The sequence below is a fragment of the Methylocystis bryophila genome, from assembly GCF_027925445.1.
GTDB classification, from domain to species: Bacteria; Pseudomonadota; Alphaproteobacteria; order Rhizobiales; family Beijerinckiaceae; genus Methylocystis; species Methylocystis bryophila.
Genome location: NZ_AP027149.1, coordinates 4,147,451 through 4,160,384, shown reverse-complemented (window position 1 = coordinate 4,160,384; position 12,934 = coordinate 4,147,451). Strand labels below are relative to the sequence as shown.

General features: G+C 63.5%; 12 protein-coding genes. 7 read left to right on the top strand and 5 right to left on the bottom strand.

The features are described from left to right. Window positions 1-176 precede the first annotated feature (176 nt). Window positions 177-473: a YMGG-like glycine zipper-containing protein gene (locus tag QMG80_RS19215; RefSeq protein ID WP_085770626.1), complete on the top strand. Its 297-nt coding sequence runs from the start codon at window positions 177-179 to the stop codon at window positions 471-473. Window positions 474-554: 81 nt separating this feature from the next. On the opposite strand, the gene QMG80_RS19210 is transcribed toward QMG80_RS19215, so the two are convergent. The 4 genes from QMG80_RS19210 to QMG80_RS19195 form a co-directional block, all read right to left on the bottom strand. Then, window positions 555-1,946 (bottom strand): sensor histidine kinase, encoded by a 1,392-nt coding sequence (locus tag QMG80_RS19210; protein WP_085770625.1) that lies wholly within the window; start codon window positions 1,944-1,946, stop codon window positions 555-557. 6 nt (window positions 1,947-1,952) lie between these two features. Then, on the bottom strand, window positions 1,953-2,630 hold the full coding sequence (locus QMG80_RS19205; RefSeq protein WP_085770624.1) for a response regulator transcription factor: 678 nt from the start codon (window positions 2,628-2,630) through the stop codon (window positions 1,953-1,955). A gap of 38 nt (window positions 2,631-2,668) precedes the next feature. Beyond that, entirely contained in the window at window positions 2,669-3,010 is a 342-nt protein-coding gene (locus QMG80_RS19200; RefSeq protein ID WP_158658606.1) for a PepSY domain-containing protein, read from the bottom strand. Between the two features lie 178 nt (window positions 3,011-3,188). After that, on the bottom strand, window positions 3,189-3,659 hold the full coding sequence (locus tag QMG80_RS19195; protein WP_085770622.1) for a YcgN family cysteine cluster protein: 471 nt from the start codon (window positions 3,657-3,659) through the stop codon (window positions 3,189-3,191). A 191-nt stretch (window positions 3,660-3,850) separates the two neighbouring features. Between QMG80_RS19195 and QMG80_RS19190 the strand changes: the two genes are divergently transcribed. The 4 genes from QMG80_RS19190 to QMG80_RS19175 all read left to right on the top strand — a co-directional run bounded on the left by QMG80_RS19190 (window position 3,851) and on the right by QMG80_RS19175 (window position 8,914). Continuing rightward, a complete protein-coding gene (locus tag QMG80_RS19190; RefSeq protein WP_085773529.1) occupies window positions 3,851-6,025 on the top strand; it encodes a transglycosylase domain-containing protein in 2,175 nt (724 codons plus the stop codon). A gap of 38 nt (window positions 6,026-6,063) precedes the next feature. Then, the gene (locus QMG80_RS19185; protein WP_245300074.1) at window positions 6,064-6,705 is read left to right on the top strand and encodes a DUF1214 domain-containing protein; all 642 of its coding nucleotides are present in this window, start codon (window positions 6,064-6,066) and stop codon (window positions 6,703-6,705) included. Further along, on the top strand, window positions 6,702-7,298 hold the full coding sequence (locus QMG80_RS19180; protein ID WP_245300073.1) for a DUF1254 domain-containing protein: 597 nt from the start codon (window positions 6,702-6,704) through the stop codon (window positions 7,296-7,298). The genes QMG80_RS19185 and QMG80_RS19180 overlap by 4 nt, the downstream gene beginning before the upstream one ends. A 536-nt stretch (window positions 7,299-7,834) precedes the next feature. Continuing rightward, window positions 7,835-8,914 carry an AI-2E family transporter gene (locus QMG80_RS19175; RefSeq protein ID WP_085770618.1) on the top strand — a complete coding sequence of 360 codons (1,080 nt, stop codon included), beginning with the start codon at window positions 7,835-7,837 and terminating at the stop codon, window positions 8,912-8,914. Between the two features lie 183 nt (window positions 8,915-9,097). On the opposite strand, the gene QMG80_RS19170 is transcribed toward QMG80_RS19175, so the two are convergent. Continuing rightward, window positions 9,098-10,042, bottom strand: a complete 945-nt coding sequence (locus QMG80_RS19170; RefSeq protein WP_085770617.1) for a DnaJ C-terminal domain-containing protein — start codon at window positions 10,040-10,042, stop codon at window positions 9,098-9,100. A gap of 154 nt (window positions 10,043-10,196) precedes the next feature. Between QMG80_RS19170 and QMG80_RS19165 the strand changes: the two genes are divergently transcribed. Both QMG80_RS19165 and QMG80_RS19160 read left to right on the top strand, forming a co-directional pair. After that, a complete protein-coding gene (locus tag QMG80_RS19165; protein ID WP_085770616.1) occupies window positions 10,197-10,742 on the top strand; it encodes a L,D-transpeptidase in 546 nt (181 codons plus the stop codon). A gap of 133 nt (window positions 10,743-10,875) precedes the next feature. Next, a complete protein-coding gene (locus QMG80_RS19160) occupies window positions 10,876-12,741 on the top strand; it encodes a hypothetical protein (protein WP_085770615.1) in 1,866 nt (621 codons plus the stop codon). Window positions 12,742-12,934: the final 193 nt, after the last annotated feature.

Below are 12,934 nucleotides of genomic sequence, written 5' to 3'. Positions count from 1 at the left end.
CGCATGGAGTCTGATCCAGAGCGAGCCAAGCTGCTCGCGCCTACAATGAACCGGTGGGTCGCGCCCGCCAACCCCAGGCCATGTTTTCTCCACGATTATCCGGTTTCGTAATGCCAAGGTTTCCACCGGCGTCGAGAAGAGCGCCGTCCGCCCAAGCGGATGAAAGGAATAACTCCATGAAAAAACTTATGGTGCTCGCCTTGGCTCTGGCTTTGGGGGGATGCTATACGCCCCAAGATCGAGCCGTTGGCGGCGCCGCGATCGGCGGTGTGACTGGCGCGACGATTGGCGCTCTGGCCTCCAACGGTCGGGCCGGGGGGACGCTCGCGGGCGCCGCGCTCGGCGCCGCGACGGGCGCGGTCTTGGGGGCCGCGACAACGCCGCCTCCGCCGCCGCCGCCTCCCCCACCGCCTCGCTGCGCGCGTTGGGGTCGCGACTACTACGGCGAGCCCATCTGCATCGCTTTTTACTGATCAGAGGGCGACCGCACGGACGCGGCAGGCCTTGACGCGATTTCTCATCGCTCGAACGATTTCGTTCGAGCGGGAGCCGAGTCAGGCCGCGTCATATCCGGGCAGTCGCAGCTCCGCTCTCAGGCCTCCCCGGGGACTGTCGGTCAACCTTAGCGAGCCCCCATAGGCCGCGGCGAGATCGGACACGATCGAGAGACCCAGTCCCGAGCCCGGCTTGGTCTCGTCGAGGCGGCGCCCCCTCTGAGTGGCTTCCTCGCGTAACGCTGGCGCGAGCCCGGGGCCGTCGTCATCGATACAAAGCCGGATCTCGCTTCGGCCGTCTCCCTTCGCATTCGCCACCAGGGCCGCTTCGACGCTTATAGCCTCGCGAGCCCATTTTCCGGCATTATCGAGGAGATTGCCGACCATCTCATCGAGGTCCTGAGGCTCACCGGAAAAGCAGAGCGAATCGGGAGCCTGGGCGACAAATTGGATTCCCCGAGATTCATATAGCTTCGTGAAGGTGCGGAGGAGCGCCGAGAGGGCAGGCGCCAGGCGGGTCGAGGAGCCCAACGCGCCGGCCCCGGCCGCCGCCCGGGCCCGGTCCAGGTAATACGATAATTGATGACGCATGACTTGCGCCTGCTCATTGACCTTTTCGGCCAAGGGCGAGGGCGCGGCGTCGGCTTCGTTGACGATCACACTGAGCGGCGTCTTCAATGCGTGAGCGAGATTGCCGACCTGCGTTCTCGCCCGTTCGACGATCTCCCGGTTTGCGCCCATCAAAAGATTGAGCTCTTCGACGATCGGAGCAACTTCGCTCGGATAGGCCCCTTCGATGCGGTCGCGGGCCCCACGCCGAATCTGGCCGAGCTCTCCTCGCAAAGCCCGCAAAGGTTTCAATCCAATGCGCACCTGAATCGCCGCCACGGCGGCGAGAGCGACGCCCAAAAGGGTGAAGGCGCCGATGAGAATGAGCCGAAACCGCCGAATGCGAGGCTCGATCTCGTCGAGGCTCGCGGCGACTTGGAGGAGATAGACGCCTGCGTCCCGAACATTCGTTCTTGATTCGACCAGGTAAAGCCGATCGCCGGAAAATCCTGCGGTTTCTCCCCCGTGTATTCCTGCGAGCTCGCTTCCGGAGGTCGAAAGCCTCGGCAGTTGCGCAGTGAAAAGAGAATGAGAGGTGACGATCTCATGGGGCGTCACGTCGGTTCTCGTCACCTGCCAGTACCAGCCCTTAAAGGGGAGCTCGAACCGGGGCTCGGGGAGCTCGATCGAAATCTCACGACCGTCTTGCGCGCAATCCTCGACGTCCTTCCCCATTTTCTTCACGTAACCCTCGAGCTTCTGCTCGAAATTTTCCACTTCGCTGCGGCGATAGAGCTCCGTCAGTAAGAACGAGGCGATGAGGAGAAGCGGAAAGCTTAGCGCGGCAGCGCTCAGGAATAGGCGACGCGCAACTGAGCCAGCGGCCGGTGACCGGATGCGCATCGTCGGTCAGTTTTTCTTTTGGTCGCCCGGAGGCGCCGCGAGATAGCCAAGGCCACGGACGGTTTGAATGAGGTCGACGCCCAGTTTCTTGCGCAGGCGCCCGACAAAAACTTCAATCGTATTGGAGTCCCGGTCGAAATCCTGATCGTAGAGATGCTCGATAATCTCACTGCGCGAAATGACCCGGCCGGCGTGGTGCAGAAGATAGGCTAAAAGCCTGTATTCATGAGAGGTGAGCCTCACGGGGGCGCCGTCCACGACGACGCGGCCCGCTTTAGCGTCCAGGGTGACGGGACCGCAGACGATCTCGTCCGTCGCGCGACCGGAGGCGCGCCGCAAAAGCGCGCGCAGCCGCGCCAAGACCTCCTCCATATGGAACGGCTTGGCGACATAGTCGTCGGCGCCGGCGTCGAAACCCTGCACCTTATCGCTCCAGCGGTCGCGAGCGGTGAGAATCAGCACAGGGGTGAGACGACCGGCCTTGCGCCATTCCTGCAGCACGCTGACGCCATCCTTCTTGGGCAGGCCCACGTCGAGCACAATCGCATCATAAGGCTCTGTGTCTCCAAGAAAATGCCCCTCTTCGCCGTCGAAGGCGCGATCCACCGCGTAACCGGCTTGCTGAAGCGCCTCGACGAGTTGGCGATTGAGATTTTTGTCATCCTCCACGACGAGCAGGCGCAATTCCTTCTCCTTTCCGCGTTCAGGCGATGCAGCGTGAATTAGGGGCGCTTTTCGCGCCTCGGCTGAGGTTTGCCGTCCGCGGCGTTTATCGGAACACGCTCGATGCGCCCGTCGCGGCGCATGACGGTGATGTCGTAAATGAATACTTCGCCATTGCGGCATAACCGCGCCGCCAGCGGCTCCCCCTGGTTTTCGGCGCCCGCCTTGCGGAGCAGCGGAACCGGATCCGCCAATCCGTGCTGCGCGATTTTCTCGCGCGTCTGCGCCACAGTGTAGCATTCGGTATTGGGCGAGGTTTCCTCCGCGCGGACGACGCTCGTGGCGACAAGCGCGGCGCCCGCCGTCACGATCCTTATCGTTGTCCCGCAGCGGAACGTCACCACGAACCTCCTCCACGCGAAACGCTAGAATCCGCCTACTGAACTTGGGATGAACGGCGCGCGACCTTTCTGCGCCCAGACCTTAGATCACGCTGCCTTTGAGCGGAACCGCTCAGACGCAGACAAACTGATCGATTCCAAAGTTTTAGAGCCGCATTCGCGAGACTTGCGTCGCGCCCTAGCGTCCCCGCTTCGGCCAAGATTTGGGCCATCGCCGGATAAATCGGGGGAGATCGTCGATCTCGACCTCCTGCTCGCTCGCCTCCACACGCCCCCTGACGGAGATTCCAACCTTGTGGACGCTGTCCGGATCGCCCGTCAGCAGATGATGCCAGGGGGGCAGGGGCTTGTCCTCAAAACGCAGCCGGTACGAACAGCTTGGCGGCAGCCATCGGATCTTGGCTAGCTTTGCCAGCGTCAAGCGCATGCAATCGGGAACCAGGCTCTTGCGCCCTTCATAATGCGAGCAACGGCAACTGCGGTGATCCAATAAACGGCAGGCGACGCTGGTGTGATGGATTTCTCCCGAGTCCTCATCCTCCAGCTTGATGAGGCAGCAGCGCCCGCAACCATCGCAGAGCCTTTCCCACTCCGATCGGGTCAGCGAGGAGAGGGGCTTCTCCCAAAAAGGCCGCGAATCAGCGCTCATGAGCTCCGGCTCGGCATTCTCCCTTGGCGTGCGCCAGTTGACACCTTATCTTCCTCGGTCGTGGGCCGGACCATCGTCAACTGGCGGCCGAAGCGCTAATATCGAGTCGCGTGGAAAATCCGTAGCAGCGGGACATTCCCATCTTGTGGCAAAAACTAAAAAACCTCCCCGTCGTCAAGCGTTTCCAGCGAATGCTGCTCGCAATCGACGCGTCGATCGACTGGGGCATGTTCGACAGTGGCCGCCGCTCGCGGGAGAGCTACGAGAAGTTCTCCAACTTTATGTCGCGGTTCCAAGTGTCCGGCCTCGCGCGGGTCGTCGTGGAATTGCTGTGCGAGGCGCTGACTCTGGGCTTCGCCGCGGGTCTCGTCGCGCTGACGCTCGCTCTTTCCGCCTTCCGCTTGACGAGTGAGCATGACTGGCTAAAGCGCGCCGACCTCGCCGTCACTTTCTTCGATCGCTATGGGACCGAGGTGGGCAGTCGCGGCATCAAGCATGACGACGCCGTGCCCTTGGAGCAATATCCCCCCCATCTCGTCAAGGCCGTGCTCGCGACAGAAGATCGTAGGTTCTATGAGCATTTCGGCATTGACGTGATCGGAACGGCGCGCGCCTTGACCGTCAATGCAAAGTCTTCCGGCGTTGTGCAAGGCGGCTCCTCCATCACGCAGCAGCTCGCCAAGAACCTCTTTCTCTCAAACGAGCGAACTGTCACACGCAAAATCAACGAGGCTTTTCTTGCCCTCTGGCTCGAGCACCACCTGACGAAGCGAGATATTCTTCAGCTTTACCTCGATCGCGTCTATATGGGAGGCGGCACTTTCGGCGTGCAGGCGGCGACTGAATTCTACTTTGGAAAATCCGTCAAAGACGTGACCGTGGCGGAAGCGGCGATGCTGGCCGGCCTGTTCAAGGCGCCAACCAAATACGCCCCTCACGTCAATCTGCCGGCTGCGCGCGCCAGGGCCAACGACGTGTTGAACAATCTCGTCGAATTCGGCTTCATGACCGAAAGCGAGGTGGCGCAAGCCCGGCGCAATCCGGCGACTCCCGTCGCCAGAAAGCAGGACTCAAGTCCCGACTGGTATTTGGACTATGCCTATGGTGAGGTGCAAAAGCTTGCCGAAGCCGGCAAGCTCGGCGAGGAGCGCATTCTAAACGCGCGTCTCGCCTTGGACTCCAACGTGCAGAAGAAGGCGGATTCCGTCATTGAGGACAATTTGCGCCTCAATGGACGATCCTATCACGTCAAGCAGGGGGCTATGGTCGTGATGGAGCCCGATGGCGCGCTACGCGCGATCGTAGGCGGTCGCGATTATGGCGCAAGCCAGTTCAATCGTGCGACGGAAGCCCTGAGGCAGCCCGGCTCGTCCTTCAAACCCTATGTGTACCTGACCGCGTTGATGAGCGGTAAGTTCAAGCCGACGACGATCGTTGTGGACTCGCCAGTTTGCATCGGCAACTGGTGCCCGCATAACTTCGGCGGCTCCTACGCCGGATCCCTGCCGCTCGCAAATGCCTTGGCGCGATCGCTGAACACCGTCGCCGTGAAGCTTTCCATCGCGATCGGCAACGGCAACCCCAAGATGGGCCGCGCGAAGATCGTCGAGACGGCGCGCGCTTTGGGGATCACCGCGCCGCTGACCGACACGCCCTCTTTGCCGATCGGCGCCTGCGAGCTGACCGTGCTGGAGCATTCCGCCGCCTATGCCGCATTCGTGAACGGCGGGAAGCGCACGACGCCCTACACGGCGGTCGAGATTTCCAACCGGCGGGGGGATGTGCTCTATAAGCACGATCGGGACGCCCCGAAACAGGTGCAGGCCGTCCCGCTCGACAAGGTCATCGAGCTCGGGTCGATGATGCACAAGGTGGTCCTAGAAGGCACGGGAAGAGCCGCCGACCTGGGACCGGGGATTGACGTGATCGGCAAGACCGGCACGACCAACGGGTTTAAGGACGCGTGGTTCTGCGGCTATTCGGGCACCATGGGCGGTTGCATCTGGTATGGCAACGACGACGGCGAATTGATGAACAATATGACCGGCGGCTCGCTGCCCGCACACACCTGGCATGACGTCATGGCCTATGCGCATGAGGGCGTGCAGCTCAAGCCGATCGTCGGCATGACATCCTCCGCCGTTCAGACGGCGTCCAAGGACGCGGGCGCAGGCAAGACTGCCGATGTCGGAAATCTGCAGCGCCCGGCGTCGCTTTCCAAGGGAGCGGCAGAGGCGCTTTCGGCGATCGCCGCGAAAGCCAAAAATCTTCCGCTCGGTAAAGGCGCAAGCATCATGGAGCCCGCACTGCCCGCCGCGCGAGCTGCGGCGGAAAATGTGCGTCCGGGCGGCGGCGCCATAGAATGAGCTTCGCCGAACGTGGCCCGTGGCAAGGGGCTTTAGGCTTGCTCCAAAAACCATGGCGCGCGGCCGCTTCGCAGAAAAAGCTCGGCCCTGCGTCGCCCGGCCCCTACGGGCTTTACCTCAATGTCCTTTGCGCCTGCTTGTGCGGCCTCGTTCTCGGGCTCCTGGCGACATGGGCGGCGATCAACGCCGGTTATGGCTTCGGATCTCTTGTCGCCGGCCCCTGGACGGCCTGGCCACAGACGGGCGTTCCTGACATTGATCCCTACGCGCGGGCTGCGCTGGCCGGGCGGGGAGAGGCGCCGCTGGCGCGTGGGCTGGGCCTAGCCTTTGTCGCCCGAGTCGACTCGAGCGGTGAGCCGCTCGACGGACGCTGCAGTTATCGCATCAGCTCCCCCGTGCCGCCGGCTCGCTTTTGGACGATTGGCCTTTTCGGTTTGGACGGCGCGCCTCTCGCCAATGACGCGCAGAGATACGCCTATTCTTCAGGGGAGGTTCTGAGGCGCGAAGGCGGCGGCTTCGATATTGAAGTGGCGCGGAACGCCCGTCCGGGCAACTGGCTCTCGCCAGGCAAGGCGCGGTCCTTCGTGATCGCCTTGCGACTTTACGATATGTCGATCGACGCCTCGGCGAAACCCGATCCTTCGGCTTTTCCAAGCATTGTCCGACAGGCCTGCTCATGAACCTTAAGGACAGAATTCTCAATTTCCTGCCCTGGCTGATCGCCGCTCTCCTGCTCGGAGGGATCGTTCATATCGTCTCCATCCTGCTCATGCCTGCGGTCGCCCCGAACGACGCCTATCATCGCCTCCTCGCGGCCTCGAAATCCAAGGCGCCGTCATCCGAGGGCGTTGTTTTGTTGGACGCTCCGGCTCCAGACAAGCAGTTGTTGCCCTTCGAAGATCCGGCGTTGGCGGAGGGCGCGTGCGTTTATGACCTCACCGGAGGATTGCTCCGCGTCACCGCCTCCACGGACGCCGAAAACTTCCTCGGGCTTTCCTTTCACACCGCCGCCGGCCCGGTGTTTCACGCGGTGAGCGATCGGGGCGCGAATAAAGGCAAGATTGAAATCGTGCTCGGACAGGCTCCGCAGATGGAGGATCTCGAAGAGGCGGATCCCGAAGACGGCCCGGCGCCGTCCGAAACGCGCGTGACGGCTCCCGCGCCGCGCGGCTTTGTGCTCATTCGCGCCTTCGCCAAACGCGGCTCCGACCTCGAAAGAGCGCGGGCTGCTGTGAGCGCCGTGAAATGCGAAACATTCGACGTCTCGGACTGACGGCGAGGAGGAAACCGCGCGCGCCATCCCGGTCTAAAGGACCGGCCTGAGCCGACGCGCGTGGAATATGGCGATGCTGAACGAAGAACGCCGCGCTGACCGCCGACCGGCCTCAGGAATCATTGGTCTTCGCGTCAGTGTCGCTTTGCGCCGCTATGGGCTAGATCACGCAGCGTGCAGGCGGAATCGCCTGAACGCAGATAACGTGATCACGATTTATGCGAAAAGCTGGCTTCCACTTTTTCGCATCGCGCTCTAGATCACGCTGCGGTCAGGCGGAATCGCCTGAACGCAGATAACGTGATCGATTCTAAAAGTTTAGAGCGCGATTCACGCGAAAAACCGGTTCCCACTTTTTCGCATCGCGCTCTAGCGCGCGTCCCGGAAAAGTGCGAAGCGCTTTTCCGGTCAGGACAGGCTCCAAGTTTTTGATTTGAAGCCTAGTCTTTTTCGATCGCGTGGCGCCACGCGTTCGGGACGCGCTCTAAGGCTTGATCCGCGACCGCGCCGCCTCGGGCCGAGAAGGACAAAAGGCCATGTTCAAGACCACTCCCGAGCCCTTCAAGCTGAATATTTCCAACGCCACCGTCATAGAGATTGCGGTTCATCTCGGCGTTATCGGCTTTCTCGGCTATTGGACATTCACGCTGATTCAGCCTTTCGCGTCGATCGTGCTGTGGAGCGTGGTTCTGACCGTCGCGCTTTACCCCCTTTTCGTTTGGCTTGCGCATCTGCTCCGGGGGCGCAGGCGGCTCGCCGCTGCGCTGCTGACGGCGCTCGGCCTCCTCGTCGTGATCGGCCCGGTCACCTGGCTCGGCATCGGCCTCGTCGAGGGCGGGCGCGAGCTGGTCACCAAGGTGAGCGTGGGCGATCTCAATATCCCGCCGCCCCGAGAAAGCGTGAAGGACTGGCCGGTCATCGGCGGCCTCGCCTATGATTATTGGGCCCGGGCCTCGACCAATCTGGCGAGCGTCCTCTCCCCGCTGCTGCCGCAGCTCAGGCCGGTCGGCGAGGCGTTGCTCGGCGCGGCCGGCAGCGCCGGCATGGGCACGCTGAAATTCCTGGCCTCGGTGATTATCGCGGGCTTCATGTTCAACCCCGGCCCCAGTCTTCTCGCCGCGACGATGCGTTTCGCGCGCAGGATTGATGCTGCGCGTGGCGAAGGCTTCGTCACGCTCACCGGAGCAACGATCCGCGCCGTCTCGCGTGGGGTGATCGGCATCTCCCTCGTGCAAGCCGTCATCGCGGCGCTCGGCATGTCGGCGGCTGAAGTTCCCGGCGCGAGCCTGATCACCGTGCTGATTCTGGCGCTCGGCATCGTGCAGGTCGGCCCCTGGCCCGTTTGCGTGCTGCTGATCGCATGGGGCTGGATGAACCTTCCCACTTTCGGCGCTCTCGCCTTCACGCTCTGCATGCTGACGGTGGGGCTCATCGAGAACGTCGCCAAGCCCTTCGCGCTCTCGCATGGGCTGAAGACGCCCATGCCGGTGACTTTCTTCGGCGTCGTCGGCGGCGTCATGACGCACGGCATTGGCGGGCTCTTCATGGGTCCCGTTGTGCTGGCGGTTGCTTGGGAGCTGGCGAAGACCTGGATCGAGGAGGAGGCCAAGGCTTAGCGCGACTTCTTATCGCTAGAACGGTTCCGTTCGAGCGAGAAACGCGCTAGATCACGCTGCGTTCAGGCGGAATCGCCTGAACGCAGAAAACGTGATCGATTCTAAAAGCTTAGAGCGCGATTCGCGCGAAAAACCGGTTTCCACTTTTTCGCATGCGCTCGAGCAGGCGCTCGATACAAGCCCTCAAAGCCCCTTTCTGGGGTCATAGGGCTTGCCGTCGCGCCATTTCTTCATCAGCGCCTCGAAATCCGCGTCCAGCGCCTCCGGCAACATCACCTTGAGCGAAACATAAAGGTCCCCCGCGGGTTTGCTGTCAGCCGCCGGGAGGCCTTTCCCGCGCAGGCGCAGAACGCGGCCGCCATTGGAGCCGGGCGGAACGGCGAGCTCCACCGTTCCCGTGAGAGTGGGGACGGGCACTCTCGCCCCGAGAGTCGCTTCGTAGAGCGTCACCGGCAAATCGAGACGCAGATCGCGCCCCTCGACGCGAAAATGCGGATGCGGTGCGATTCTCACGGTTACCAGAGCGTCACCGGGCTCGGCGCCGACGGGTCCGGCCTGTCCCAGCCCACGCAGGCGGATCTGCTGACCATCTTCGACGCCCGCCGGAATGCTCACGTCGAGCGTGCGGCCGGAAGGCATGACGACACGCGCGGAGCCGCCGCGAACAGCCGTCTCGAGCGCCACGCGCGCCGTGGCGACGACGTCTCCGCCGCGTCGCGCTGCGCCGCCGCCTGGCCCCGCGCCGCGCCGGGCCGCGCCGCCGAAGAGATCAGACAGGATGTCGGCGGCGTCGAAACCTTGACCGAAGTCAAAGCGCGACCCGCCGGGCCCCGAGCCGCCGCCCTTCGCAAATCCGCCAAAGCCCCCAGGGCCGCCGCCAAAGCCTTCGAAGCCGGCAAAGCGCGGCTTGCCGTCGGCGCCGATCTCGCCCCTGTCGAACTTTACCTTCTTGTCCTCGTCGCCGACGATCTCATACGCCGCATTGATCTCGGCCAGACGCGAGGCCGCCTTCGGATCATTCTTGTTGTGATCCGGATGATATTTCTTCGCGAGATGTCGATAGGCCTTCTTGATCTCGGCGTGGCTCGCCGATTTCGTAACGCCAAGGACCTCGTAGGGATCGCGCATCTTGCCTCGTCAGCCGCTGTCGCGCCGGACGGAGTTTGAAATCGGCGCTCTTACGGCTATTTGGGCTCAAGCCGCGATGAGCGCAAGCTTTCCTTGGCGGTTCAGGCGCCCCAGGCTAGACCGGAGCGCCGCTCCGGCGTAGTCTGCCAAGGCGATGCGCCTTCGGCTTCTCGGGCTCCTCACGCTGGCTCTCATTCTCGCGGGCTCCCTCGGGTCGGCCAGGGCGAAGGTTGAGATTCGCGTCGATCTGACGCGTCAGCAAATGACCGTCACCAAGAACAACGACAAGCCGTTGGTTTGGAAAATCTCGAGCGGCCGCCCGGGCTTCGAGACGCCAACCGGCAAGTTCATCGTTCAGCGACTCGACGCCGACCATCTCTCCGACGAATATGATCAGGCGCCCATGCCCTTCGCGATCTTCTTCTCGCGCGGATTGGCGATCCACGGCACCTCCGAGCGCGGGCTTGGGCGACCAGCGTCGCATGGCTGCGTGCGGCTCTCAATCGAGCACGCGCGGGAGCTTTTCGGCTGGGTCGAGCAATATGGCGCCTCGATCGAGATCGACGGCGTCGCCGCGCCGACCCGCGCCGCAGTCTACACGGAGGCGCCCCGGGCTCGCGCAGGACGCGTCGCCGTCGAGCGCCGTGTGGCGCCGCAGCCGGCGCCCAATGATGGCTTCTCGTTCTTCCGCGCCTGGTGAGAAGGCTCGAACGAGCCTTGGAGCCGCCCGAGCACGAAGAGCGATCGGCGCTCTTTAATCCCCATTAAGGTTAATCCTTCACAGTTCCGAGAGTTTCGGCCGACGTGGGCGGCCGATCCGCTCGGAGTTGTTCATGATCGGGGGCAAGGATCTTCGCCGCGCATTCGCTTACGCCGCTCTTTTTGGCGGAGTCGTCCTTGCGCTTTCCGACGAAGCCATTGCGCAGGACGGCGGCCAAAAGCCGGCCGAACTCGAAAAGAAGGCGGAAACGGCGCAAAGCCCCGACGCGGAGCGGGCCGCGCTGCGCCGGCTCGCCATGAGATACGTCAGTCTCAAAGATCTGAAGGGCGCGCGCAAGAACGCGGCTCAAAAAGCCTACGACCTCGACAAGGAAAACTTCCTGAAGAGTTTCGATCCCACTTACACACAAGACAAGTCCGCCTATCAGTCCGCCGCCGAAGAATATGAGACAAAGCGCAAGGCCGTCTGGCAGAGCGCGCTCGATGAACTGAAGGCCGAGGGTTACGAGTTCAACGGCGCGAAGCTCGACGGCGAAGATCTGCAATACAGAAAGCGCCCGGTCGAAGAGGATGCGGCAGCGACGTCCGCCTCTGCTCATGGCGAGCCTGACGAAGGTTTCCTCGGGATCGTCTCAAAATATGTGCAGAGCAACGCCGAGATTCAGACGCTCGGCGCGCGTCGTCTGCAGGCTTACAAGGCGCTTGCGGCCCATCAGGACGCGCTGATCGAAAAGATTGACGCAGAGGTTCCGGCCGCGAGCCAAGAAGCCGCCCAGCCGGCCACGGCGAAGACCGCTCCCTTGGAGCCTCCAAAGCCAGCCGAGAAGGCGCCGGCTCAGCCGCTTGCCGAGGCTCCGGCGAAGACCGCTGGAGCCGTCAAGCAGCCCAGCGCCATGGAGCCGACTCAGCCCCTCCAGGAGCCGCCGGCGAAGCCTCCGGCGGAAGCGTCCGCGAAGCCTTCCGGCCAGGAGCCGGCGAAAGCGCCGCCTCGACCTCCAGAGCTGCGCATGAGCGAGGAGCCGACGGCGCCGGCGCCGCAGGCGCCGCCCCAATCGCAAGCCGCCGCACAGGCGGAAGCGCCGATCGCGCCGCAAGTCGAAACGCCGCCGCACCCGGAGGCTCCCCGCGAGGCGATCGCTAAGCCCGGGCCGTTGCGCGAGGCGCGCGGTCCCGAATCTCCTTCCGCTGGGGCGCTGCCGCCGTTGCCCCCGCTTCCAAAGCTTCCCGCGGAGTCCGGCTCCGTTTCGCTGCCCGCGGCGCCCGAGTTGCCCGAGGACGGAGACGCAACGATTCCGGCGACGCCCGCCGCGGCGACGCTCGCGGCCGCGCCGCACGAATTCCTGCAGTTGCGCGCGGGCGTGTTCGGGAGCGTCAGCTGGGCGCGCCCCAACCTCTCCTGGTCGTCGGGGGTCGGGAGCGGGGCCTTCGGTCCTCTCGGCGCCTCGCCCTCGCTCGATCGCAGCTTCGGCGGCGGCGGGGCTCAAGTCGACTTGCGCCTGCGGCCCTTCGACGCGGGCTTTCTGGTGGGCCTAGCGTTGGACGTCGCCGGACGCGGCGGCGGCGCGCATAACGGCCACTTCCCCTTCGCTTTTACAAGCTTCAGTAGCCGCTTCGAGGCGACTCAGCGCGTCGAGGTCGGCTTCGACATAGATCTGTGGGGAACGACGGTGGTCACGCCCTTCGTGACCGCAGGTTTTTCCGAAGCGCAGATCGCTTTTTCCAGTTATGGCGGCGCCTTGGGGACCTTCGCCTGGGGTAGCGCCTCCGACTTCAGGCTCGGCGCGACCTATGGCGGCGGCCTCGAGCTCAAGATGGGTGGGCCGACGCTTCAGCTCCTCTATTTGCGGCACGAGTACAATCCGGTCGCGACAGCGATTTGGGGCGGCGCAGCCGGCGGCGCTTCTTTCGGCGCAAGGACGGGGCTGGTCGAGAATGAGCTGCGGGTCGGCCTCGTCGTGCCCCTTCCGCGGCCGTGGTGATCCTCGAGGAATTATCGCTCGGCCTTCGGCGACGTTTCCAGTGAACAGAATGACGCCGTCGATCTTCCGCCGACGAGCCCTCGTGCAGATCTAACTCACGAGATCACGCCGCGTTCAGGCGGAATCGCCTGAACGCGGACAACGTGATCGATTCTAAAAGCTCAGAGCGCGATTGGCGCGAAAAACCGGTTTC